The following is a 25086-nucleotide window of genomic DNA, read 5'->3' as shown; positions in this document are numbered from 1 at the left end:
TCTACCCGGCGGGAACGGCGCTCATTCGATCGGGGTTCCACCCGTGGGTGAGGATCACGTCTCGAAGATCGCGGGAGCGCTGCGCGCTCCTCTCACGCAAGACCATTGAACCGCCATGCTGACTACCGGTTAGCGTGGCTGTTTTCTGCGTCCGGTCTAGCATGTTTGTTTTGTGGGTGCCCTCGGATGGGTGCGACTCCGCGGCGTCTATATCGGCGGGCACACAGATAGGCACGTCGCACGAGTGCAGCAGCAGAACCGACGAGGGGAGCGCCGTTCCGGGCGAGCTGGCAGGCGAAACGCTGCGGACGCGTGACCTTTTGGCCGTCGCCATATTAGGTCCAGAAACGGCCGTAACCGTCATCGGTAATTGCGACCGTCCATATCCAGCAGGTATCGGCGGTGGGTCCTTTGACGACGTGTGGCCAGAACCATTCCGGCTCCGTGGCTTTCACTCCTCCCCCTTCGCGAGCTGGGCCTAGGCCATCTCTTTCACGTCATCGAACCAGCGCACAACACCGTTAGCGTTATGGGCCTTGAGGAGCAGATTCGCTGTTGCCATGGCTTTTACCGTGGCGGCCCGGAGCGAAACCGATGCTGTCCCAGTAGCGCCTGCGGCGGGTTGTCCTGGGATGCCGCGCCCGTCCTCACCGTCGTAGTGCCTGCCGTCCACCGCGGCACTGTGCCACGCGTCCAACTGCGCATAAACCTGGCCTAACGCCGCCTGGGCGTCGGCCAGCGCTCCCAGCAGCTCGTAGGAATCTGAGGGGTGCGGAACTGTGCGCGTCGAGTGCGCGAGCGTCCGGGCGACCTCGGCCAGCTCGTTGGCAATCTCGGTCTGTCGGCCTTCTTCGTTCACTGCCATTGGTTCTCCTGGTCGTTGGGGTTCTAGTGGGTGAGCTGGCTAATACGCTGCGGTGAGAGACCGAGAATCCGGGCGGTGTCTGCCTGGCTGAGTCCGTCTGCAGTGAGGGCCCTAACTGCTTCGCGGTTGAGCCTGGCCGCTTCCGCGACGGCGGCCCGGGCATCCTCTTCGTTCTTCTTCGCGAGCGTCCACAACTCGGCTGCGTGCGGCGGAATTTCTACCGTCACCTGAACCTCGATTTGGTCCTCGTCCACGTCGAGCCACACCGCTGCAATGTCGCGGGCGGCGGCGTCAATGTCTTTGACGCTGCGCGCCCGCCCGATCGCCGTTATGCGGGTGTCTCCCCCTCGGGGTGATGGTGAGGTGAGTTCGGGAATTTCGATGGTCCACCACTTGCCGTCACGGTAGGCACGCGCCGTGAGGGTTCGCTTCGTCGTTGTCGTTGTGGTCATGAGAGTGCTTTTCCTGCCTGGGTCAACTGTCGTTCTACGTCCTCTAAGAGGCTTTCGGCTGCGTCAGCTGTCGCATTAAGATCGTCAACGCGGTGCTGATTTGACTGCTCGCTTTGTTCTTCGTCGGCGGCCTCGGCGCGGGCAGTCTCCGCAAAAGCACTCAGAGCTACTGTGAGAGCGCTGTATGCGCGGTCATCCGTGAGGTCCAACACGACGGGGAACGGCGGAGACGGCTTCGCGGCCATCAACTTTCCTACTTTCAGCTCTGCGGGGTGTTCGGGAACGCGGCGACAATCTGCCGCACAACTCCCGCCGACAGTTCTTTGTGCCCCTGGGTGGTGATGGCCTGAGTCTCATCCTCGGAGGCCCAAATCTGGTGGCCACCCTTGCCGGCCGAAGAAGGAACCACCCCTGCGAGTGGAGGAACTTCGTCACGTCCCGGTCTTTCTGCGGCTTCGTCTCGAAGATAGTCCAGTCCCCCCCTAGTGCGCAATGTCAAGGGGGGACTAGATATTTAGCGGCGGTGCTGGTCGGGCACCTCGATTTGGATGGAGAGATTCCGTCGGTGAACGAGTCCGACTGGGCGCTGTTCCACCCCTACACACCTTGGCACCGCACGAGGCCTGTCACCGCGGGGAAGCGGCCGACAGCCGCGGCACGAAATCGAAAGCTTTGGGGGGTGGACCCTAGTCTGGGTTGGTTTCGTGCTCTGACAGCTGGGCTCGATCGGCGGCGGAAGATTCGCGGTCGCTCTTGGCATGATTGCGATCCACTGCGGCCGCGCGGCGTTCGCCAGGACCGGCATAGGACGAGTCGGTATCTAGGAAGGCCTGCAGGTCCGCGGCTTCGGATCGTTTGTCGGACTCGACATCGCGTAGCTCGGCTTGATCATCTCGGCGTTCTGCGTCCGCCAGGATCTTCTCGTTCTTTTCGCTCGGGGCATATGGATCGGTGGTGCGCGGATCTTCCCGCCCTTCCTTTGCCGCGGCCGCGTCAGGGTTGGTGGCGTTTTTGCTTCGGCGAGAAGCGTCCGTTGGGTTGGTCACACCTGCAACTTAACCTGCACGTATAGGAATTGGCTGAAATTGCCCACCTCGAGCATGGGTATCGGTGCCTGTCCGGTTGGGGATGGAACAGCGGACATTCTTCGACCCCGCGACATTGGACACCACCGGAGCGGAACTCGTCGAACCGCGCCGGACATTCACTGATGAACGCGTCAGTTCGTAGGGCTAGATTTCGAGCACCAGAACAAAGGGCAGTCATAGACCCACAGCATGAGGAGCGAAAATTAGGAAATCTGCTTTATGCGTCGTCAGTGTTGGATTGGTGGCGCTGGCACTGTCTGGTTGCGCAACGACCGCCAATGACGGCATGACAACTAATGGCGCTGCCGCAGAAACGGACCCAGAATCGTTCATAACGTTCACGGGTGGACTACTGACGTACGAGCAAAAGGTGAATGCAGACGGCAGCTACATCACTCCCATGGCCCAGTTCACGGGGACTCTTTCTTTTGAAAACGGTTGTGTTCTCGTAGGAGGAAAGCCGCACGTTTCCCCGGCGGATGGCACGAGCTGGGACGGCACAACGTTGACGGTCAAGGGAAAAGAATTCGTCGTGGGCGACGAACTCGTTGGCGGGAGCGGCGGTGCGTCGGACGGCACCAACTTGCCCGATGAAGCTTTGGCCAGTTGTGGAGACTCGGTCGCGTTCATAGTGACAGGTGTCGATCCGAGGAATTGAGGGCTGATCTGGGCATCTGCGGCCCTCACGTGTGGAATTCAGCGCTCTTTGGCGGAGTTCTTTGATCGCTTCGTGGCGCTAGCGTCGGGTTCACAGGAGCATTCGTGCGATCATCGCAAGATTGCCGCAGACCTTCCCACTGTGCAGCGAAGGAGTCGGAAAACGTCAGCCTTCCACCAGCTGAGGCCAGTTGGTCGCGAAGTATGTCACGAACGGCTCCGCGAGTTTTTCCGCGCGGAGGTCTCGTGTCACGGGGAAGGACGGCGCGCGATAGCCGGGGTCGGCAATTGCCCGACGAGAGAAGGCGTGGTCGGCGATGGCGCCCTNCCCCCCCCCCCCCCCCCCCCCCCCCCCTGGTCAAGTACCCGCTGCACTGCCGCAGCGCTAGCTAGATGTCCAGCGAGCCGGGGCATTCAACCAGTCGAAAGAGCTGTGGCTAGGACTTGAGGGCCATGTCCTCACCTACGCACGCACCAACGAGAACCGCATCAGCGTCTTCACCGCCCCCGTGCTCGCCATTGAGGATCCGGTCTACCGCGGCACCGGGCTCCCGCAATCCTTCAGGAAGATCGCCGCGTGGACCACCACGATGAACGGTTCCACCGTCCTTCGATCCGCCGGGTTCGTTCTAGACCAAAGCCCCCAGCTGGCCGATATCGACCTTGACGATGCCGGCGGTCGAGCTCTCATCGACGGCACTCCCCCGCCCCTGGATCCATACCGGACATACCAGGTGCCCATCGTGGATATTGCGGTTCTCACCGGTCTGAACCTGACCGTTCTGGCTGAGGCGGATGTTCTGGCGCCCCTGCTCACAATTCGAGACGATGCCGGCCATCGAGAGCTATGGGTTGAGCAGCCTGAAATATCAGAAGTGCGCCTCGAACCCCAGCCAGATCGCCTGCCGGCCTAGCTCGCCGCAGAAGCTCGCGGCTTCGTTCTTCCTATCAGTTTCACACCGTCTGGGCGTAGTTCTCCGGACGGCGAGACGTGACGTGACGGTAGAGAGTTTGCCGGGTGACACCGAGTTCCTTGCAGAGGTCACCGATATGGGTTTCTTTCTGTCCCATGGCGGCCATAGCCAGGCGAACTTTGGCCGCTGTAATCTCGTATGGCCGGCCGCCATTTCTTCCGCGGGCCCGGGCCGCGGCGAGGCCGACAATAGTGCGCTCGGAGATGATTGCCCGTTCGAATTCTGCCAGGGCGGCGAAGATGCCGAAGACGAGCTTCCCTGATGCGGTCGTGGTGTCGATGGCGGCGCCCTCACCAGTGAGGACCTTCAACCCGATCCCCCGCTCCGTAAGGTCGTGAACCGTATTGACCAAGTGACGGAGATCGCGGCCGAGCCGACCGAGCTTCCACACTAGAGGGTGTCGCCGTTGCGGAGCCCTTTCAGGCACGCCGCCAGCTCGGGGCGGTCGTCTTCTTTTTCCTGACGCCTGGTCCTCGTAGAGATTGTCCTTGTCGACGCCGGCTGCGACGAGAGCGTCGCGCTGCAGGTCGGTGCTTTAAGATCCGTCAAATTTCGAGACGCGCATGTACCCGACGAACATGGTGAAACCCCTGTCATTTATACGGCCGAATACGTGACAACCAGAACACCTCTGCCACAAAGACGGAAATTGTCACTTAACCCGTCACGGATTCTACGTCCTGAAAAGGCTCCTCAAGTTTGATTTCGTGATGACCTCCTCCGGCCGCGGCTCACCGCGATCTACTCGGGACCGGGCGGGACTTTCGCCCCTGCTGGAAAGGAAAATACCGTCATAGTCTCACAGTCGACGTCGATGCAGCCGCTGTCAGAGGCCCGCCGTTCCGCCCCGCTCCGCCGGATAACCGGCACCCGTGACCCGCACACCTCGGAGACGAAAAATGCCCGCTACAACTTCTTCGCACCAGCCGCCGGCCCGGGAAAGCGCCGCCCGAGAGCGATTGATCATCCTGATCCAGGAAGCCGCGGTTCACATTGAACACGGTTACGAGGACCACTTGGGACTGGAGGATTCGGAAGCGCTAGCCGACACTCTGATCGCCAACGGCTTCGACCGCAACGCAAAGCTCGCAGCGTATCCCCTCGGCCACTGCGCGTAAGTGGGCGCTCTCGCCCAGCCTGTATGGATGCGGTCTGGAGAACTGCGATGAGCCAGATCTGTCAGTTTGATCTCCAAGACCCGAAGACGACCGGTGTCAAACAAGAAGACGGGATGAAGACCGGTGTTTGGCACCCAGTTGAGCTTTACCCCAGCCGGGCACGCCACTCCCCGCGCCTACCTCTTGGTGACGCTGAGGAAATTTGAGCCAGCGACCAGCTGAAGGTTCTGGCCTTAATTTGGTCGGTACCGAATGTCTCCGAAAACCCTCGGATTCCCTTGTGTTTACAGGGAACCGGGCGGTTCGCTGCCTCCAATTGTAGGTCATCGTTTTGGGTCGAATAGAGATGAATTAGATGAGTAAATGATGACCTTGTGAGCCGCCTTTGAGCGACCCCAAGGCCCCTCAACCTCTCCCCCGGATGCCGCCGCGAGTGATCGAGCACGGACGGTATGGCGGTCGGTCGTGCGCTCGGTCGGCGGCCTGGTTCGCATCACGCGCGGCGCTATACACTGGGCGCGATTTAGTGCGTCGATGAGAAACGGTACCGGCATTCGGTTGGCAACGTTCCGACGAACGGGGCGCGCATCAAAGGAGAGCAACGAGATGAGACCACTCCGATACTCGATCAACGTCACACTCGACGGCTGCTGCCATCACGAGGCAGGACTCCCACCGGACGAGGAGTCGATGCGCTACTGGACGGCTCAGATAGAGCAAGCCGATGCCCTGCTGTTCGGCCGGGTGACCTACGAGATGATGGCGTCGGCGTGGCGGAAGCCGGCCACGGGCACGTGGCCTGACTGGATGGATGCATGGCAGATCCCATTCGCCGAGACCATCGACCGGGCGCAAAAGTATGTCGTGTCGAACACACTGAGCGAGGTCGATTGGAACGCCGAGCTGGTGCAAGGCGACTTGGCGCAAGCTGTTCAGCGGCTCAAGCAGGAGCCAGGCGCGGGGCTGTGGGTCGGTGGCGTGACCCTCCCCCGGGCGTTGGCAGATCTGGGACTGATCGACGAGTACGAGTTCATGGTGCAGCCGGTCCTCGCCGGACACGGGCCGACTTTGCTTGCCGGTCTGCGTGAGCGCATCCAGCTCGAACTCGTCGACCGTCATGAGTTTCGGTCCGGGGCAGTCGCCGTTCGATACAAGCCCCCACGAACATCAGCTTGACCCGGCCTATCCGTGCTCACATCTTGTCGCCCGCCGCCGTCACTGTCGGCGTTCTCGGCCCAATCGGAGCGCGCCCGTGAACTCTGAAAACGTCCCTTCCACAAAAACCGTACTCTTGGTGGCATCAACAGGTTCGCCCAAAGGCATCGGTAGATCCCGGTCGAGGATCTGGACATGATCGAACAATCGCTCCTCCTGAATAGTGGCCCGACTCGCGTCGATCAGGTCCTCGTTTGTCACGATGGACCTCGGATTCGGCGCACGGTAAACCCGCTGCGGCAACTGCACACTGCCGCTTCTTGGCTCATGCAGCCGTCGAGACATTGATGACGCCTCGTACGGCTGACGACTTGGATGAGGACCTTCTTCGCAGATGCATCGATGTGTGTCCATAGGAGCACGGAGACGCGGCCAGCACTCTTGCGGTGTTCTTGGCTGAAGTGACAGAAATTGTATCCGCGGAAGCAGTCCGCTCATTCAGTGATGACCTGGGCGCCGCACTGCACTGGTACTCAGAATTTCGCACCGCGAGCCAACAACTCATCTTTCATTTGATCACTCACGCCGGTAGCCCCCTCAAGCTGGACGCCTTCATACAATTCGGTCAGCAAGATACCGCCCAGCAGGTCGCCGTCGAGGTTAAATACTCGAATCTGGCAATCGCGGCTGGCTATTACAACTCGCGAGCCGTCCGGAGACAGCGCAATAGCGGTAACAAGGGCTGTGTCCGGGACCGTCCGGATTTCGCGAGATCCAAAGTCATCCGAGCCGAACGCCGGCTGAACACTAAGACCGTCTAACCAAACTGCGATTTTCCCAGCACTGACGCTGTAAGTACCCGTGTGAGGAGGCATACTCACGGAGCGATGGGATCCGGCAGTATCGATCAGTGTTCGTTCATGGTCATGGTTGTCATGAAGGAGAACATGTCCGTGCCCAAGTGAGCCGCGCCTGTATTCCCCGACCGGCGGGTCATCCAAGTCCGTTCCAATATTGCTAATAGAGGCAGCTGAGCTCAGGTCCGCAGTGGCAATCAGGACAAGTTCTTCCTGCTCCACGCGCCAGTGTTCCAACTTCCATCCGTAAGTGAGCACCGAGAAAGCCGGTCCCTCAGCGTACGGATGGAGGTCCATTACCGCACTTTGCGGATCTAATTGATGTGTAAAGATCTTTGCGCCGCTCGCGCTGTCGAAGATGTCAAGAATCGTACGTTGCTGCGGCTCACCGTCAACCACTTCAGGCTGAGCAATTATGACGTAGGCGCCATCCCCTGTCGTGGCGTAGGCGACGAAAGAAGTGGCACCGATCTGGCATCGCAGCGAACCATCGTTAAGGTCCCGAACACTAAGCACCAGCCGTTCGGGTTCTACTCCCTCCCAGTACCCGAGGAAGACCGCGACTGAACTGTTACAGGCATGCAAGTCCCCTATTTCCATGCCGGGAATTGGGTTCTCAATGGGGATTTCATGTACTGCGCTATGGCTGTCAAACTCGAAGAATCTCGGTCTACCAGTTCTATCTACGGCGACCAGGCGATCCGGCCGCGGCCACATGAGCATCGTTGACCAGAATGGTTCCCCCGGGAGGTACCGAACCCCAGAAAGGTCAGCAAACGAGAGGTCGGCTGCGCGCAGATTGACGTTCTCGAGATCGCACCGAGCCAGACTCGCGCCGCGCAACGAAGTACCTGCCAGATTTAGACCATCACGGCTCCCGAGGTCGAGAGACGCACCCGCGAGCGTAACACCGTCCAGATCGCGTCCTGCGAACGCACTCGAGTTGCCCGTTACTACAAGCCGCATAAGGTTGTCGGGGAGGTGGAGCAGATTATCTGACGGGATTCCCGAGAGTTCACGCAGCAACTCGATGACCAGTTCCGGCAAGTCGATGGTGCGGTCGACCATCTCGAGCATCATTTGAAGCATCGCTGGCGTCCATACTGCCGCGCCGATCTCTTTAGCAAGAACATCAACGTCGCTTCGCTCGAATCCTCGAATTTTCACCTCGCCTTTGTGCGAAGCTAGGAAGAATTCTGTCCAGGTGCTTCTCTCGCTGGCCATGGGCGAAACCACGTTAATCATCTCGAGATAATCCGGATGAATGATGCCGAGATGCGCCACCGCCCGATAGGCAGCGAAGAACTCCAAGAATGAACGATGTGCAGGTCGATAGTCGCCATCGGCATCTCGAATAAGGATGGTCTGGCCCAACATGTCATACCGCCAGTGGTCGAGGTCGCCACGGTCGCCGATTCGGTCACCGAAGCATCTCAATATCGTGTCGGGGAACTCCTTGTAATTCACACTTAGCCTGCTCGATGCGAACATTTGCCAGCTGAGCTCACACAAGAAGTACAACTTGTCAGCCAGCGAGGTGAATGTGCGTTCGTCTCTGATATCGCGAACCATCTTGCGGCGAACTGCGTACATATAGATGCGAGTCAAACTCAGATCACGCCCTTCCCGGATTTCGGGGAGTGCGTCGAGGATTAGCTCCGACATAATGGGGCGTCGAGCCAATTCACGTAGGTCGTCATTTTTCAGGATTAACGCTGCCGTCGCGGGGTCGGAGCGAAATTCAAGCAATCTGCGAATTTTATCGTCCGACAGAGTGAGCAGTTCCAGGACTTCGAACTGCGGCGGTGTCTCATGCGAGATAACCATAGAGGACTCGAATTTGGCACCGAGCAAATCCCGCCCTTCGCCATCACTCGGAAAGTGCTCGGATCGACAGGTGAGGATGGCTTTTGATCCGGGAACCACGACGGAGGCCAATTGCCAGAAATTGTCTATCATCAATTGGCGATCCACTCGGGCCGCCATTTCATCGAATCCATCGAAGATCAGTAAGAACTTACCCATGCGATTCAGTTCATCGAACACGCGGTAACTTTTTACACCAATGTTGTGCTTGCGAAACAGGAACTCGCTAAATAGCGATTCAACAGAAACCGCCTTCGCGTAATCTCGAAGCGGCACTATGAGTGGAAGTCGAGGTCTTGTGGTGCCTGCTTCCTTAGCTTCGCGATACCTCTGCGCGAGTCCCCACGCATAGTGAAGAGTGAGCCAAGTCTTGCCGGTACCGAATTCGCCAAGAACCGAAATGTGCTCTTTGGATGGATCAGCGAGCCAACGATTGAGGTAGCCCTCGGTGCCGCCATTGCTTTCGCCGTACCGGCTATAGAGCCCCTCCGCACCAGGTTCACGCTTTCTGGAGTCGAGCGGAACGTACATCGAGTCGATATGTCTGAGAGTCACTTCCTCGTCAAGCCAATCCAAGTAGGCGTCAAAATTCGCATCTTGATCGATCAATTCGTCGAGAGTGAAGCACTCCAACTTCTCAGCGGCGGCCGATGCCTCACGAGCCGCCGGTGACACTCGGCTAGCCGACACTATCCAACCTTCGTCGCTCCGCGTCAGGTCGACAGCGTCACGTATCGCCAACACATCACTCGTTGTTGCCTCCCCCGACACAACCCGAACTACTACTCGGTCGTACCGACGCCGACTTGGGACCTGCACAATGAATTCGATGTGCCTGTCCGAATTGCTCATGTGGCCTTCGCGATGGAAACCCAGCGCCTTGAACCATGCGTCTACGTCGCTGTATAGCAAGTCCAGAGCGGTTCCTTGTTCAAGCGGGGTCCTCGCAAACGACTGGATTCGTGTAGCGGCCTCTACGGTTAGCGCCGACTGTCTGTCAGGAGTTTGCGACGACTTGAACTGCGCTGTGAGGGTCCGGTACTGCCTCGTGAGCCAATCCGCCGCGTCGCCCGCTATGTCGGGCTCAAGCCCATACAACGACGCTGCTTCTCTCCATTTAACTGCCGTGTCTGCGCTAAAAACATGTCGTTTGAGGAAGGCTTCAAGTGAGGCCGGTCGGTTGTGCCCCGTGTCGAGGAACACGAAAGTGGGGGTTGACGCAGCCCTGGCGTCTTCCACGCACCCAAGCATTGAAGCAGAAGTGTCACTCCGTACGACCACGGCCAGCACATCCGGCCCCATGTCAGCGAGGGTGGCCGACCCAGCTTCGTCGCTGAGGCTGTATAGCGAAACCTGCGCGTCGAAGCCCAGTTTGTAGAACTCGGCCTCGATCTCTGCAGCCTTCACGATGCCAGCATCAGCAACAACCGCCACTTTCAAGCGCCTCTTGTCTCCAACGCTCGCCAAACGCTCCGTGCGTATTGCCAAGGTCTCGATAGCGCGTGTCATCGTTTGTATGGTCACGCCAAGTGAAGCAACTTCATCTTTGAGCTTCTCGCTTTGGGCAAGCACCGCATCAAATTGGCGGTCCACGCTCACTTCATGGGGACTCCGACTGCGCTGCAATAGGTCCCAAAAGACAGCTGCGAAATCTCCGATGTCGCGCCGCGGGTCATAGTCCATGCGCGCGACACCGCCAGTGTCGTTCATCCTCGCGACTAGTACATCAGCTTCCTTCTCAAGCACTGAGCTATCATTCGACTCGAAAGCACTCCGGAAGGATTCCCGCAGATACTCGTCCCGAAAGAAGGCGGCGAGGTCAGCTGGCTTATCTATGCAGTGCAGCACCAGGGACGTGGCGTACAGCTCGTCGAAGGTTGTAGGCATCCGTGTTGTGTCTATCCCTACGGCCCGCATGAGCGCGATAGCTCTCTCGCTCTTCCGCATCTGTTTAGTGGCGAGAGGAACAGCCGCACGCATGATGGCACCAATAATTGTGGACGGTTCCATTTAGGCTCTCTCTCAGAAAAGATACTGACTGGCGCTGAAAAACAGGTAAAGCCTAGCGTTCTGGATGGGCTCGCTCGGTTGGTGCATAGCGTCGGGCCCCTCGTGACGGTTCGCGTCGCGCCTGCCTTCTGTCGAACCCAGCTCAGCTGCGTCGGATCGCGCAATCAATGCATCCTGGGCGACAGCGAGCAGGAAATTGGCGAGACGCGAGATTCAGAGTGCCCCTGATGTGCTTCGTTCCCGTCAGCTACTCCAGTCGATGCTCTCCGACAGTCCCACGGTGGCCTGTATGAAGTACCGCGCCACAAACAGCAATACCAAGCTTGAAGTCAAAGACGCAATGTTCGAATCGAATCCCGGAAACAAGAAGCCGCTCGTGACAGCACCCGGAAAAACCATTGGTGGCTCCCGGCCGATAGGCGCCCAGATGGAAATTCTCGAGAATCAGAAGTCTCAGATCGCGACGGATGCCAGGTGTCATCTTCGCCCGGAATCAGAGGGCGATTCCTCCCCTTGCTCCGAGGCTAAGCAATGCGGGCACGCAGGTCCCGCTCGTCTAGATCCGAAGGCGAGCAAGTGGCGGGCCCGCGGTGATGCTCGTACGCTGTGCTACAAATGCGTTCGGTTCCTGTGCAAGCCGTTGGGCAACCCCGAGTGCGACACGAGCGCGAGCGGCATCGAATTGTTGGGCAATGGTTTGCGCGACCGGGCCGAGCGCACTCCCACCGACGATTGCGAAGCGGTCCCGGTATGCCGCAACCGTCCGAGCGTGCCGTTTCCAAGCGGTCAACGCCCATCGAGGTGGGACGGCACCAAGATCTCGAGTCCACACTTCTCCTGCGAGCAGCGCGTCGTCGAGCACGGAACGCGCTCGCGCTTCGATCAGGTCGCGGCGCTCATCGAGGGCCTGGCGCATCTCCGCAACCATCGGTCCGATCGCCTCCGGGATGAGCCCCACGATAAGCCGCGGCGTCCTGCGCGCTCTACCCGCGCGGGCGTCACGCGCGACCGCCGTCGTTACCCGGGAGCGCAGAACGGCCGCCACGTCCTCGGCGTCCTCGAACCCGCGTGCTCCGGCTGCTCGAGCAAGCAGCCTCCCGACGTCGAGGTGGTGGGCTTCGGCTCGCCGAAGGCCCGCACTCAGGGCCTCGAACGCAGGTGACTTGATGACCTCATCGGCCTGCCCGGGCGAGAGCCCACTACCGCGCACCAATGCCGCCCATCTGTCGTGCTGCGCGGCTGCCGCGATGGTCTCGTACTCAGCCGCGAGTTGAGCCACAGAACCCCAGACATCCTGTTGTGCCTCGATCGTCTCGTGCGCGGACAGTTCGGCGCCGACGTGCTGCAATACCCCGCAAAGGACACTGCGAGCCGTCGCATCCTTATCGTCGCCCCATCGCGGCCCGCCATGGGCCACATCGGGTCGGTCGACGGCGACGAAGGCGGTGTTCGCTTCGCGGCCACGCGTCATTGCCACGTAGAGGTTCTCGCGTGTCATGCCAGCGGTCACGACGACGTGCGCGGTGTCGGTTGTGATGCCCTGCGCGCGGTGCGAAGTGACGGCGTACCCGAGTTCGAGGTGGTGGTTGGTGTAGTCCGCGGGAAGCCGCACTGTGCTCCCCCAATGACGGCCGTGCCGGCGGACGTCGACTGAGCCGTTTTGGCGTACCCCGGTCACGGTCCACCTGTCTCCGTTCCGCACCCAGGTTCGGGAGGTGCGCAGCTGACGGTCGTTTCGGCGGGTGATCACAGTGTCGCCAACAGCCGCTCGGTTCCCGTCGTGGAGTACGACTTCTCGGACTGCGTCGACGCGACCCTCGAGGATGAGTTCTGTGCGGGCGCGCGCGTTCAGCGCGGCGACCGCCTCGTTCGAGTCGCTGATCAGTAGCGTCGCCCTGCCGACTCGGGTGTCCGCGCGCCAGGCGATGTAGGCGGCATCCGTCATCGAATCGGTGTCACCGCCACTCACTCTGGCGTGTGCGATGTACTGGTCGATCGCGTCGGGGTCGCCCTGGCGGAGTCCGAGGGAGGCTGTCTTCTCCCACTCATGTGTGAAGCGGTGCACATCGACGAGCTCGGGGGCATCCGCCCGGTTGTGGACCAGCATCGAAAAGGCACCTCCGGCATCCACCGAGTGGAGCTGCGCGTAGTCGCCAACCAGCAGAACCTTGGCACCGACCCTCGCGGCAACCGCGGTGATCCGGTCCAAGGACAGGGTGCCCGCCAACGAGGCCTCGTCGACGATGACGAGTTGACCGGTGTGGAAGGTCTCTTCGTGGTCGAGGTGGTTCTGCCACCACTTCGCCAGGTTCTCGGTTGGGATGCCGAGATCTTCTGCCAAGACTTGAGCGGCGGCGGCCGAAGGGGCGAGCCCCACCACGGAGCCCGCATGGTGCGCTGCCTCCCACGCCTGCCGAAGCGCGTTCATCGCAGTGGTCTTCCCGGCACCGGCCGGACCCACCAGGACATCGACGACTCGCTCCGAGCCGGCGATAGAACTGAGCGCGGCAAGCTGGTCGTCGGCAAGCACGACGCCACCAGGCAGTTGCTTGGGTGAGGTGGCACGAAGCGTGGCCGGGGCGATTCGGGGGCCGGTTACGTCCGCGGCACGCTCCAGCAGCCGAGCCTCGGCATCGAGCAGTTCCGTAGAGGTGAAGACGGTGGCGTGCTTCGGGCGGAAGACGGACGTGCCGTCGGTTCGCAGGAACGAAGGAGGGGTCGGCGCGAGCTCGGGTGGGGTGATCCGCAACGAGGCCCGCTCGGCGGCATCCACGACGAGGCCAATGACGGCTTCGCGGTCCGACGCCGAGGCGAACCGGTGCTGCGCCAGCTGGCGTGCTGCCTCGGCGGCGAGATTCCAATGCCGCCAGGTCGCACGTTTCTCGCTCACCGCGGTCATCACTCTCGTCCCGATCTCATTGATCGCTTCCCGCGCCATGTCCTCGGCCCGCAACACGGGCGCCAGGGAGGTTGCAAATGCCGCCGACGCCCATATCGTCGCGTCCTCGCCGAGCACTCGCTCCGCGCGTTCGCGCCACGCCGCGGTGAGTTCAGCGAGCGAGCGCATCTCCTTCGCGGGCCTCGTGGAGAGTGTCGCCTGTGCGCGGAGCTTCATGATGGTCACCGGTCCTGGCCGGTGGCCGTGCCGGTCCAGGTAGGCGTCGATGAGCGCGTCAGTCGCGATATCGATGTGCCGCGACCGCGCCGAGAATTCCGCCACGAGTGCCTCCGGAACCGAACTGATCGACAAGTAGGGGTGGCGATCCCTCCCCCGCTCCCGCATCTCCCACCGCACGCCCAGTGATTGCGTCAAGGCGTCCGCGAACAAGGACTCGTGTAGTTCGGAGAGCGCGACGACGGCGGCGTGCATCGGTCGGCCGTCGAGCGAGCGCCACTTGCCGTCGAGCACGGTTTGCACCTTGTTGCTTATCACCACGTGCGTGTGCAGGTGCGGGTCGCCGGCCCGGCTGTCGAAATGGTCGAACGCTGTGGCGATCAAGCCCGTGACATCAACTTGCGCCACGGCTCCGTCGTACGCCGTGATTCCTGTCCGCGTCGCCGCGACCTCGCGCTCCATAAATGCGACCACCTCGGAAACCGCAGCATGATGCGCCTGCACAATCCGCTCCTGTGTCGCTGCGTCTGCCACGCCCCAGAGGATGCTCGCCGACTTCGGAATCGAGAACGTGAAGTCATACCCCGCCACCGCACGCCGCCGGGTAGCAGTCTCCTGAGCGCTGGGCGGTGCAGGCTCAGCTGGCCTCTGGTAGTCGGGATAGGCGCGACCGAGCGTTGCCTCATCGACCGGGTCTCGCCCCAGCCCGATTAGTCTTTGCAGCTGGGCCTCCGTCACCTCGGCGCCTTCAAGGATGCGACCCGAGCCGAGCCCCAGCAGACCGCTTCCCATCCATCGACCGGGCGGCGTGCCCTTCGCACTGTAGTAGCGAGTCAACGGCGTGCCCTTCGCACTGTAGTAGCGAGTCAACGGCGTGGACAGCGACCGCTGCCCGTCACCGGCGGCAACGGTGCGAAGTAGGTACTTGTAGCCATCGCCGGCGCTCATCACCCGCATCGACACCGTCACCGCGGCCTCCTTCATTGTTACTTAGGAGGTGTGCCGCCTCGATCTGCAAGAGGCGTGGTAATTCAAATACGGGGTGACGAGAAGGCCGGTGAGAGGTGGAGACAGGCTCAGGCGCTCCGCCACCGAGTGCGCTGGACCGTCTGACTTCAATTCCAGAACGCCAAAGTGCGATCCGAGTCACGCGCGCCTTGTGCCGGGGTATTCGCGCTCGATGCTCACCGTCATCTTCGAAATTTGGTTGCGCCCGCAGAACGTCGGCAATTTCTTCCTCCGAACGCGGCAATGGTCTGGTCCACCATAAGTTCTGGACTGACGTCTCATTCAGGCTGAGAGTCGACTACATCAAGGAGTACTCCGGTTGTGGCGCCTCCAGCGATCTTCTCTTGTACCCAAGAATCATTTGCTAATCCTCTAGTTCAAGCGCGACGCGCTCAACAACTGTCATAACCGACAACGAAGTGGACTTGACCGCTTTGGCGAGCCACGTGCTTGCACCTGCGAATACCAGCCCGCTCGCACCTATTGGGTCAACGCCCAGCAGTTGCACCGGAGCCCCACGTCGGGCACCCACCTGGATTGCGGCTTCGGGCGTGTCGCTGAGATGAACATAAACCCTCGACATCGGCCGAAGTCCCGCACGCGCCTCGAAGATCGACGCCAGGTTGTCATTGGTGGTTGCGTGGTAAAGAACCTTGGGAGCCCTCGCTTCGGCGTATTCGATGCGCATATCTACAGAGTGGCCATACAGAGCGCGAATCTCCAGACCGTCCAACTCGAATCGGGTCTCGCCCATTGCACCGGCGACGACCAGCAACTGCTCCGGTGTTACCCGGTGACCGCTGGCCTGGAGCTTCTCTGCGAGGTCCTCGGCAAACATCCACCCCCCACGACTAACGAACGCATCGGCATCGTGCCTGAGATGGAACGCCATAGCTTTGCTAATCCGCGTCTTGTCAGCTGGCGAAATCGAGCTGAACCGAGTCGGGTCAGATAGCCCGGCCTTGATCGACCATGCCGCTGCGATGTCCTGCGCCCACGCTGCGACGTCAGGGAAATCGGACTCTGACGCAAGCTCCTTCAAGAGTCTGAAGCCGTGTAGCCGAAGGGAGTTTGTCCCAGTCGGGTCGGTCAAGAGACTGACAGCGCGCGCTGCAGTGCTGGCTTGATACGCCTTCAGGCTGAATTCGAAGTCGATATCGACACCAAATTTCTTGAGAGCTCGGACGTAGCATGAATGCAACTCATTACGAACCGCCCAGTCGTCGGCTGCATAGATCGGCCAATCGTCAATGAGTTGTGCAACCTCGTACATTGCAGGCCTGGACCCAACCGTCTCGAGGTCCACTGCAAGGATGCGAGACTCACTATCAACAAGCCAGTTGAGCGAATGCGCGTCGCGTCGCGGGAGCGCAGGCATGGATTCAACTAGCGCCCACCATTTCTCGAACGACTCCTCGCTTCTTGGCGTGACAGTCTTGAGCCACCGCCCTAATTCTTTCGTCTTGATCTCACGGCGGACGTGGCGGGGCTGCACACGTTTCGCCTCATTTGCGTGGATAAACGCCAAGAATTCGACGCACGATTTCAGTAATCGCGAGGGTGACTGCGTCCGCTCTTCCAGTGCGGCCCTAAGGGTTTTGCCGCTCAGATAACGTCGGACACTGATGACGTGCTCCACTCCGCTTTCATGTCCGTCAATGTGCTCACTCATGAGGTGCTCAACAACACCGAACCAAGCTTCAAGCTGGGCTCCACGAATGTCGACACTCAAGGCCTGCGCTCGCGAGAGGTCACGTTGTTGGCTCTCGAGCGACATGTCCTTAAGAATGAATGTCTGCCCCGATACGCCGGAGTAGTCATCTACCGTGACTACGCCACCACGGCCGCCTAGCCCTCTCCGACGCAACTCCGGACTGGCGAGGGCGCATTTGGCCGCCATCCGAAGGATCGCCACGGAATCGCCCGATCTGACCGCGCTCAACAACTCGACGTTCATTGACGCCACCGCCCGAACGCTCGAGAGTGCACCGTGTTCTTCGATTTCGGTCGCAAGCAACACTAGGGGCGATGGCGCCCCGTCATCCGCCATGTGCTGCTCAATCAAAATATCTACGCCCCGCCGGCGCAGGTCTGATGCTGATTCAAGTCGCGCGAGGAACAGGTAATCCTGGGCCTGCGCAAGTCGGGATCGCATTCCCGCCAGGGCGTCCTTTTGTGCGACCGGATTGCGCAGGCGAATCGCTTCCCGCAGCCGGTTTGCTCGTTCCGTCCCCGTCTTATCGTGCCGCGCCAGACGGGACAGCAAATCTGCAAGCGAATCACGGTACGCGTACTGCCCACGATTTGCGGCTGGAGCGAGTGCTCCTACAAGTGCATCTGCCGCTTGAAAGAGAATGGGCGGCATGTCGGTATTTGTAACACGCAAGGCGAATGGGAGCTTCATGCCTCGAAGTGTCAGGTCGCTCAAGAGCGTGGACCGATTTGCGAGGAACTCAGCGATTGCGGCCAGCATCCGGAATCGAACTTCGAACGCGAGGTCCAGGTCGATCTCATTCAGCTTCGCCAATGACGCTCGAGCTTTAGCCAGAAAACTCAGCCGCCCTCGTTCTGTTTGAGCATGCTCGATGAGGTTCAACCAGACCTCTGCGACGTTTAGATGCCAGGTGCCCCAATCGTTGTCGGGTACGTGCTGTGTCGCGATCCAACCCGCAATATCTGTAAGAACGTTCTTGTCATTGCTTGACCTATACATCTCGAGGCTCGCCTCAAGATGATACGAGGCAGCAGTGATATCTGACGATCGCTCCGCCGATGCCCGGAGATAGCCAAGAGCTGTTTCCAGGTGGCCGACCTCGACGGTAGAGAACCTTGCCGCTACTACGACAACCTTTCCGAAGTCGCGCTCCGCGGCGTGGCGATTTTCGTTCGACCAAGAGAGACCATCGGTCCCTGGAGCGATACAGATGAGTTCCTGCAAATATCCACGCGCCAGATTGGCCGCTCGTGTGAGTACAACTGGTTTGTGAAACGGCACTACATAGACGTTCTGGACAAGTGCGGCCGCGACCGCGCGTCTGGCGGCCAAGAGGTTGTTGGCGTACGAACCGCTGGACGATCGCAAGTATGCCCCCATGCCGTCGCCCTGCGTACATAACCGTTGCTCCTTGATGAGAGCTGACAGCAAATTCGCCGCAATGAGCTGGCGCCCCATGGTCCACAGACTCGCCAACACCGCAGGAGTGGTATCTCTGCCGACCCATTGAGCAACCGCGGCCGCTCCTTCCAACTCGATCCACGCTTTGACGGATGGCAGAAGGCTGATATCGATGCGTTCAATAGACCGGACAACGTGCGGGAAGTTGGCCTGCAGTTGCAGCACAATCGTCCGGATGGTTGGCTCCTCACGAGGACCTCCAAGGCGCGCGACTAGCTCCGCGGGCGTGGGAATTGTCACTCCTGTCCTCCAACGACGCGGTTGCACAAGTACAACGCGACATCACTTTCGTCGCGAGGACGATTCTCCAGATATGCCACAGCTCAGTCCCACACCTATCTATGCCGTTGCTTCGCACCCGGCGATCTCAGCGACAGTAATGACGAGTCTTACGACAACGCCGATGACGGGTGGAATCCCCGTTCAACCTGAACGATATCGAAGCCCAACTCGATCATCGGCCATTTGCTCGTCACCAGTTCAGGGGCCCCACACTTCGTTCGGAACGAAGACGCAATCACTGACATCGATAAGCATCAACGACATGGCACACCATCGACACTTTCCGCGGACAGGCAAATCGAGGCATCAGTCAACCGTGGCCGCGAGCGTTCAACGGACCATGCTGCAATTGTCCGCGGCCTCCGGACGGGCATGGTCTCGTTCGCCACTCGCAGCTGCCATGCTGTACTCATGAATGTCGTGGGGGTACATATTCAGTCGGGCTTCATTCATTTGGCGTGTGTCTCGCTCCAAGACGGCTCCGGCTTCCCGCAGCGGATTGTAGGGGCGTCCGACCGACTGAAGTTCTCCGACAACTATGAGGGCGCGGACCAGCTAGTTGACCTTAAAGATCGCGTTCGCCAGGACCTACGTGATTGGAACGTGGACGCCGTTGGTCTCCTCGAGACGTCGAAATATTCGCAATGGACCTATGCACATGCCACGACACGGATTCTCGCGATCAGCGCCGTAATGTACGCGTGCGTCGAAGAAAGATCATCCTACGACTTGTTGAAACCGACGTCAGTTAGGAAGCACTTTTCCCTGAAAGACCTGTCCCAACTGGACTCGACAGATGTCGGATTCGAATCGTCACCGGCGTATTGGACTACCGGCCTGGCAGACGCATACGCGACAGCTACGCTCCATAGCCAGCTTCTTGCGAACTGACAGACATCGGGTTGTCCAGAGCAGTTGTCCTTCGATTACCTTTCGAGTCGCTCGGAAGCATTCCTGAAGGCATAAACGAAGTGCGGTTGTACCGCGATGAACTCCTTGAATGCGACAGGGTGGGAAAACGCATTGATTTGTCGATGGTCGATGAGAGCAGCCTTCCGGAAGCGGCCACCCTTCAACAAATCAGCCACCGCAACGTAGTTGATGTGATCAGCGCCGTTGAGGTCGACAACTACGTGAACGATCCCACAATGCGAGTTATCGAGATCATCACTCCGTATTACAAGCGAGGAAGCATAACCGATGTGCTTTTGCGCGGCGAAGTCTTTTCCACCCATGATGCAGTTCTGATCACACAGGCGGCCTTACGTGGCCTGCGAGAACTACATGTTGGACACAGAATCGCTCATCGCGACATCAAAAGCGGGAATATCCTGCTCGCAGATGACCGTGTACACGCTTTGATCGCTGACCTCGGCGTCGCCGGTCGATTTGACAAATTCGGCGAGGTCGTCGCCGTCAACAACCCAACGATCTATAGCCCGCCAGAACTCTTAACAACTGGCGTATTAACAGCGGCCAGCGACCTTTACTCAATGGGCCTGGTCCTTCGAGAGCTCCTGGGTGGAAGGTTCAGGTACGAAAACTACAATCGCGCCGATATCGTTTCCGACCTTGAAGCTGGCAAAGTGCCCCTTCATGCCGAAGATCTTGAGCTGCCGATTTGGACGCCTACCAGTCTTCGAAAGGTCATAGCAAAGGCAACTCATATTGATCCCAAGAAGCGTTTCCAGGAAGCCAAACAATTGGACGAAGCGCTGGGACGGATTCGAATTGCCAACTGGAATTCCAACGGTGCCGGTGTCTGGGAAGCGACCCACCACGCGACTCCCGCCCAAAAGTATCGAATGGAGGCCAAACCACTCACCGACGGAATGAGAATCTCCCTGAAGAAGAGAAGCGCGAACGGCTGGCGACGGCCAGTTGGATATCCGGACTTCGATACCTCTAGTTTTTCAACTCGGGAGGCCAGAGCACGCTTTGATACAGCCAATGACCTTGCGGCCTCTTGAGAGCCCGACATGGCCCTTAGGCGCTTTGTTCCCAATGCCAGCTTGACGACAATTCAATTCGTGTGTTTCATACCGTCCCCGTCCACCCTTTCTCGGGTGCTAGAAACTCGGAACTAACGCTTCCCTCCGGCACCCGGCACTAACGCGACTTGTTTCATCCACGCCTCTAATTGGCGATCATCGAGGTCGTCTATGGACTCGAGTTCCACACCCCGCGTCGACTTACCCATCCCCACCGGCGTCACCGGCGGTACCGGCTCGAGCGCCGCGCCATTGATGAACATGAGCTCGACGTGACCGGCGAAGCCTCCGCAGCTGAAGCACCAGCCGTCGCCGACGCCGTAATACGCCATGCCCCACTTCACGGAGCGCTGGAGATCGGGCAGTGTCTTGGCCGCAAGCGCATCGATCGCTTCGGCGATGCCGCGTTGCGGCTGCGGGAGGCTGGCGATGTAGGCGAATACCGGCTCATCGCCGACCGCAGCTTTCGCGGGGCTCGCCCTGCCTGTCATGGCTTCCGGCAGCGTCCAAGCAGCATCGCCCCCGGCCGTGCCCATGGTCGGCTTTCGGACCTCGCTCTTGCCGATCTCATTGCTGTCCATGGCGAGATGATAATCCGCCCTCCGCCGCAGACGGGCCGATTGCGTGCGCTCGATTTTTGGCGCAGGATGATCGAATGACCGGCGAACGGACCTACCCGGTGTTGCCCTGCTCCGATCTGGACGACGCGCTCGATTTCTATACCGCGCTCGGTTTCACCGTCACTTTCGAGCAGCACCGCCCCTATGCCAGCGCGGTGGTCGAGCTGGACGACATCGCGATCCACCTGTTCGCCATGGACGGCTTCGACCCGGCGACCTCGTACGGGAGCGCCATCATCACCGTCGCAGAACCCGGTGACCGCCATGAGGCGTTCAAGGCCGGGCTGCGGGAACGATTCGGTAAGGTCCCGATCAAGGGCATCCCGCGCCTGCTCCCCCCGCGGCGCAAGGCCGGCACCGCGACCGGGTTCTCGGTCGTGGATGTAGGCGGCAACTGGCTCCGCTTCTACCGGCACGGATCATCGGAGGACGACCCGGCAGAACGGCGCTCCGGCCTCCTCCGGGTGATCGACGTCGCCGCCCGGCAGGGCGACTCGCGCGGCGACGAAGTCCAGGCGATCGCGGTCCTCGACGCCGGCCTCGGCCGGCACCCCGACGCGCCCCCGATCGAAGTGTTCGAGGCGCTCCTCTACCGCGCTGAACTCCAATCGCGAATCGGAGCGAACGCAGCCCCCGACTTGTCCGCCGCGCGGGCGCTTCTCGCCGAGCATCAGCTCGGCGCCGAGGCAGAGCGTGCGCTGACACTCGCGGTGGAGGCGGAAGTCACGACAGAACAACACAACGAGATGAGCGACTTGGACGAAGGCAAGACCGCGTACAACGAGAAGGACAGCCCCACAGGATGACTGCCAAAAAAGTTGCGGACGTCCTTCCGCTTTCGAGGATGGAACGATTGCAAACGCTCGATCCTCGGCGCAAAATGGAAGGTAGATCCTGGAGGGTCCACACGTTTGCATCGACGACCTGATTCCCGGGCTTTCCGTAAAACTCCAGATGGGACGGTGGTGCCACGGTGGCACAACCGCGAACGGTGGTCATCTCTCGCCAACGCCAGTCGATGAGTGCGACCGTCCGAGGCGAGGATTCCCTGCCGAAGGACAAAAGCCCAGATGGCACGGTGCCGCCGCGGTGGCGGCACCGTGACGAGTTGACATTCATTGCGACTGTCCGGTCAGGACAGCAGGGGCGTTCGGGCCGCAGCTTCAGTTCGAGGCGGCGAATCCCCAGATGGCACGGTGCTGCCGAATCGGCAGCACCGTGTTCAGTCTTCATCTCTTGGGAATGCCCGGTCGAGCAGTGCGGCGGTGGCCGGGTTCACCAGTTCGCTGCGTTGGATGTAGTGCATGATCGTGACCCTGGTGTCGGTGTGGCCGAGCAGTTCTGCGGCCAGTTCGACGCTGGCGTTCGTGTTCACCGCGGTCGCGACGGTGCGGCGGAACATGTGCGGGGTCACCCCGTTGATGCCCGCACCCTCGAGCACCTGCCGCAGCTGCCGGCGCACGTTCCCGGTGGTCAGCGGGGTGCCGTCCCGGGACTGGAACAGCAGGTCATCCAGGCCCATGCTCCCGACCTTGGCGAGCCGCCGGCGGACCGCGTCGGAGGTGAAGGTGGGGATGGCGACGACGCGGGTGGACTTGGCGGTTTTGGGGTGGTCCTGCCGGAGGGTCTGCTCCCCCTTTCGGCTGACGATGGTGCCGGCCAGGCGGATCGAGGGCACGGGGCTGGTGATGTCGACGTCTCGGCGGCGGATGGCCAGTACCTCGCCGATCCGGGCCGAGGTGCCGAGCATCACCTCGATGATCGCGCCAAGCTGGCCGTCCGGTTTGGGGCCGGATATGTGGTCTACGGCGCTCTCCCACTGGGCGATCGCCGCACGGATCACATTCACCTCGGGAGCCATGAGCGCAGCGGGGATGTGCGGCTCGCGGTGGAGGCGGGAGACGTGGTCCATGGGGTTCCGCGGCAGGACTTCGTGCCGCACCGCCAGCTCGAGGGCGAGACGCAGCACCACCCGGGCCTGCTTGGCGCGGTTGTAGGAAATCTTCGCGAGCTGCTTGATGAACTTGTCGCACCGGGCCACACCGATCTCCCGCAGGGCGAGGTGGTCGAAGGCGGGTGAGACGAGGGTGCGCATGTTGCGCTCGTACAGGTTCCGAGTGGTCCGGGAGATCCGGTCCTCCAGGTCGATGTCCTCTAACCAGTAGATCACCAGGTCACTGAATAGGCTGTCCGGCGTGAGCGACGTGTCGGCGGGTTGGAACAGGTCCCGGTCTGCGATCTTGGCCTTCAGCGCCCGTTCGGCGGCCTTGGCGGTGGCGCCGCTGGCCTGCACGAGGCGCGCGTGGCCGTCCCAGTCTCGGTAGCGGGTTCGCGTCGCGAATCGGCCGGACGGTAGCTTTCGGGTGGTGATGTCACCGAAGGTGCCGATGGTCAACCGTTGTCGAGGCATCTCAGTTCACCGCCGATCGGGGCGCCTGGGCTCGCTGGTGGGTTCGCGCTGTTGGGCGATCCAGGCCCGCACATCGGAGATGGCGAACTTGAGGTGTTTGCCGAACCGGTAGGCGGCGGGGCCTTTGCCGTGCACCCGCCAGTCGTAGACGGTGGAGATCGGGATGCCCAGGTAGGACGCCAGCTCGTGGACGTCCATCAGGGGCTCCAGGCCCCAGTCGTTGGTGGATGGAGAGGTGGGGTTCTCGTTGTGAATGCTCATACCCAGAAGGTGTGCCGGGCGATCCCGGACGATCGGGAGGAACCGACACCGACCTCAGCGCCTCGCACGACAGGGCGGGTTCAACGGCGGAAATGGGCTGAAAGTGATGACGTAGTGATGACACAATCAAATCTCTTAACCAAAAAAGTCCCGGAAACCCTTGAGTTTCCGGGACATTTGGTCGGGCTGACAGGATTTGAACCTGCGACCCCCTGACCCCCAGTCAGGTGCGCTACCAAGCTGCGCTACAGCCCGCCGTGCCCGACAGATTCCCGTATGGGCATCCACCGGAGGCAACTGGAATAGCTTACCGCGTCGGCGGAGTGCTCGCGTTCACTTTTGGGGTGTATCTGGGCGCGGGGTGCTGGGAAATGCGGTTGACAATGTTGCAGAGCGACGTAGTGTCTACCGGAGACAGGGCACCGGATCTCGACAGGATCGGTCAGCGCGTGGGATCGGTCAGCGCGTGGGATCGGTCAGCGCGTGGGATCGGTCAGCGGGTGGGCTCGATCAGCGGGCGCGGCGACGATTCCCTGCTCGCACATAGGTTGTCCATAGGAATGGTGCGTAGCGTGACGCGAGGTCGTCACCGGCCGCTCATACAACGAAGGAAGTTATGTCCCAGAACAGCTCACGTCCCCTGTCCAAGTTCAATCTCGTCTTGGCACTGCTGTGGCTGGTCGACGTGGTCGTGACCGCCGCGGGGTACCTGATCCTGACCTCCTCCAACGCCACCCAGGCCGAGTTCTACACCTCGCAGTCCTCCGACTACGTGGCGTACTTCTCCGCCCAGTCCGGCAGCGGTCTCGGTGCCACCCTGATCGGCACCGGCATCCTGGGCTTCATCATCACCCTCGCGGCCATGGTCGTGTCCCGGTCAATCGCCAAGAACGCCGTCGTGGCGCCTGCCGCTATCGATGAGGAGCCGGACTTCGACTTCGATGAGACCGACTTCGACTCCGCCTCCGACACCGACGAGAAGACTGCCGTGACGACGCCGGCTGCTGCCGCGCCGACCGTTGTGGCTCCCACCGCCGACACCACCTCGGGCGACGAGCCCACCGACGAGCCCAAGACCGATCGCTAGCTCCTCCGCGCGCAAGCGCTGACGTGGGAATGCCCGGGGCGGTGCCCTAACCACCGCCCCGGGCATATCTATGTTTGGGCCTCCCCCGCCCAAAA

At 60.8% G+C, this 25086-nt stretch carries 18 protein-coding genes, 1 tRNA gene and 1 pseudogene; 7 read left to right on the top strand and 13 right to left on the bottom strand.

Translation table 11 applies throughout. The annotated features are described in order from the left end of the window. Positions 1-478: 478 nt before the first annotated feature. The 4 genes from E3O57_RS02300 to E3O57_RS02290 all read right to left on the bottom strand — a co-directional run bounded on the left by E3O57_RS02300 (position 479) and on the right by E3O57_RS02290 (position 2363). Positions 479-865 (bottom strand): hypothetical protein, encoded by a 387-nt coding sequence (locus tag E3O57_RS02300; protein WP_103478998.1) that lies wholly within the window; start codon positions 863-865, stop codon positions 479-481. A 23-nt stretch (positions 866-888) separates the two neighbouring features. Beyond that, positions 889-1317 (bottom strand): antitoxin HicB, encoded by a 429-nt coding sequence (locus tag E3O57_RS02295; protein WP_103478997.1) that lies wholly within the window; start codon positions 1315-1317, stop codon positions 889-891. A 259-nt stretch (positions 1318-1576) separates the two neighbouring features. Further along, positions 1577-1726: a hypothetical protein gene (locus tag E3O57_RS18590; protein WP_165787900.1), complete on the bottom strand. Its 150-nt coding sequence runs from the start codon at positions 1724-1726 to the stop codon at positions 1577-1579. A 277-nt stretch (positions 1727-2003) separates the two neighbouring features. Further along, positions 2004-2363 (bottom strand): hypothetical protein, encoded by a 360-nt coding sequence (locus tag E3O57_RS02290; RefSeq protein WP_103478996.1) that lies wholly within the window; start codon positions 2361-2363, stop codon positions 2004-2006. A gap of 283 nt (positions 2364-2646) precedes the next feature. Between E3O57_RS02290 and E3O57_RS02285 the strand changes: the two genes are divergently transcribed. Together E3O57_RS02285 and E3O57_RS02280 are read left to right on the top strand one after the other, a co-directional pair. Next, positions 2647-3063, top strand: a complete 417-nt coding sequence (locus E3O57_RS02285; RefSeq protein ID WP_133159743.1) for a hypothetical protein — start codon at positions 2647-2649, stop codon at positions 3061-3063. Between the two features lie 415 nt (positions 3064-3478). Further along, positions 3479-3976 (top strand): annotated as a pseudogene (locus E3O57_RS02280) (DNA/RNA non-specific endonuclease); the annotation flags it as partial. Between the two features lie 40 nt (positions 3977-4016). Here the strand turns inward: E3O57_RS02280 and E3O57_RS02275 are convergent. After that, positions 4017-4562, bottom strand: coding sequence for a recombinase family protein (locus E3O57_RS02275; RefSeq protein ID WP_103478994.1), 546 nt, complete (start codon positions 4560-4562; stop codon positions 4017-4019). Positions 4563-4935: 373 nt separating this feature from the next. Between E3O57_RS02275 and E3O57_RS02270 the strand changes: the two genes are divergently transcribed. After that, on the top strand, positions 4936-5154 hold the full coding sequence (locus tag E3O57_RS02270) for a hypothetical protein (RefSeq protein WP_133159742.1): 219 nt from the start codon (positions 4936-4938) through the stop codon (positions 5152-5154). A gap of 606 nt (positions 5155-5760) precedes the next feature. Then, on the top strand, positions 5761-6330 hold the full coding sequence (locus E3O57_RS02265; RefSeq protein ID WP_103478993.1) for a dihydrofolate reductase family protein: 570 nt from the start codon (positions 5761-5763) through the stop codon (positions 6328-6330). A gap of 39 nt (positions 6331-6369) precedes the next feature. On the opposite strand, the gene E3O57_RS02260 is transcribed toward E3O57_RS02265, so the two are convergent. The 4 genes from E3O57_RS02260 to E3O57_RS02245 all read right to left on the bottom strand — a co-directional run bounded on the left by E3O57_RS02260 (position 6370) and on the right by E3O57_RS02245 (position 18580). Continuing rightward, positions 6370-6618: a hypothetical protein gene (locus E3O57_RS02260; protein ID WP_103478992.1), complete on the bottom strand. Its 249-nt coding sequence runs from the start codon at positions 6616-6618 to the stop codon at positions 6370-6372. Positions 6619-6842: 224 nt separating this feature from the next. Beyond that, the gene (locus tag E3O57_RS02255) at positions 6843-11042 is read right to left on the bottom strand and encodes an NACHT domain-containing NTPase (protein WP_103478991.1); all 4200 of its coding nucleotides are present in this window, start codon (positions 11040-11042) and stop codon (positions 6843-6845) included. A gap of 556 nt (positions 11043-11598) precedes the next feature. Further along, positions 11599-15114, bottom strand: coding sequence for a MobF family relaxase (gene mobF / locus E3O57_RS02250; RefSeq protein ID WP_103479179.1), 3516 nt, complete (start codon positions 15112-15114; stop codon positions 11599-11601). Positions 15115-15529: 415 nt separating this feature from the next. Then, on the bottom strand, positions 15530-18580 hold the full coding sequence (locus tag E3O57_RS02245; RefSeq protein ID WP_133159741.1) for an RNA 2'-phosphotransferase: 3051 nt from the start codon (positions 18578-18580) through the stop codon (positions 15530-15532). 1019 nt (positions 18581-19599) lie between these two features. On the opposite strand from E3O57_RS02245, the gene E3O57_RS02240 reads away from it, so the two are divergent. Beyond that, positions 19600-20592 (top strand): protein kinase, encoded by a 993-nt coding sequence (locus tag E3O57_RS02240; protein WP_133159740.1) that lies wholly within the window; start codon positions 19600-19602, stop codon positions 20590-20592. A gap of 113 nt (positions 20593-20705) precedes the next feature. On the opposite strand, the gene E3O57_RS02235 is transcribed toward E3O57_RS02240, so the two are convergent. Beyond that, positions 20706-21194 carry a DUF1801 domain-containing protein gene (locus E3O57_RS02235; RefSeq protein WP_103478987.1) on the bottom strand — a complete coding sequence of 163 codons (489 nt, stop codon included), beginning with the start codon at positions 21192-21194 and terminating at the stop codon, positions 20706-20708. A 74-nt stretch (positions 21195-21268) separates the two neighbouring features. Here E3O57_RS02235 and E3O57_RS02230 point away from each other — a divergent pair, with 74 nt between their 5' ends. Then, positions 21269-22039 carry a hypothetical protein gene (locus E3O57_RS02230; protein WP_103478986.1) on the top strand — a complete coding sequence of 257 codons (771 nt, stop codon included), beginning with the start codon at positions 21269-21271 and terminating at the stop codon, positions 22037-22039. A 416-nt stretch (positions 22040-22455) separates the two neighbouring features. Here the strand turns inward: E3O57_RS02230 and E3O57_RS02225 are convergent, their stop codons facing one another. From E3O57_RS02225 to E3O57_RS02215, 3 genes are all read right to left on the bottom strand, one after another. Beyond that, a complete protein-coding gene (locus E3O57_RS02225) occupies positions 22456-23643 on the bottom strand; it encodes a tyrosine-type recombinase/integrase (RefSeq protein WP_103478985.1) in 1188 nt (395 codons plus the stop codon). A gap of 6 nt (positions 23644-23649) precedes the next feature. Continuing rightward, the gene (locus E3O57_RS02220) at positions 23650-23904 is read right to left on the bottom strand and encodes an AlpA family transcriptional regulator (protein ID WP_241990269.1); all 255 of its coding nucleotides are present in this window, start codon (positions 23902-23904) and stop codon (positions 23650-23652) included. A 178-nt stretch (positions 23905-24082) separates the two neighbouring features. After that, positions 24083-24159 (bottom strand) — tRNA-Pro (locus tag E3O57_RS02215). A gap of 361 nt (positions 24160-24520) precedes the next feature. Between E3O57_RS02215 and E3O57_RS02210 the strand changes: the two genes are divergently transcribed. Beyond that, entirely contained in the window at positions 24521-24991 is a 471-nt protein-coding gene (locus E3O57_RS02210; protein ID WP_103478984.1) for a hypothetical protein, read from the top strand. Positions 24992-25086 lie beyond the last annotated feature (95 nt).

The organism is Cryobacterium sp. TMN-39-2 (assembly GCF_004402745.1).
Classification (GTDB): domain Bacteria; phylum Actinomycetota; class Actinomycetes; order Actinomycetales; family Microbacteriaceae; genus Cryobacterium; species Cryobacterium zongtaii.
This window is presented reverse-complemented; position numbering and strand designations above follow the sequence as displayed.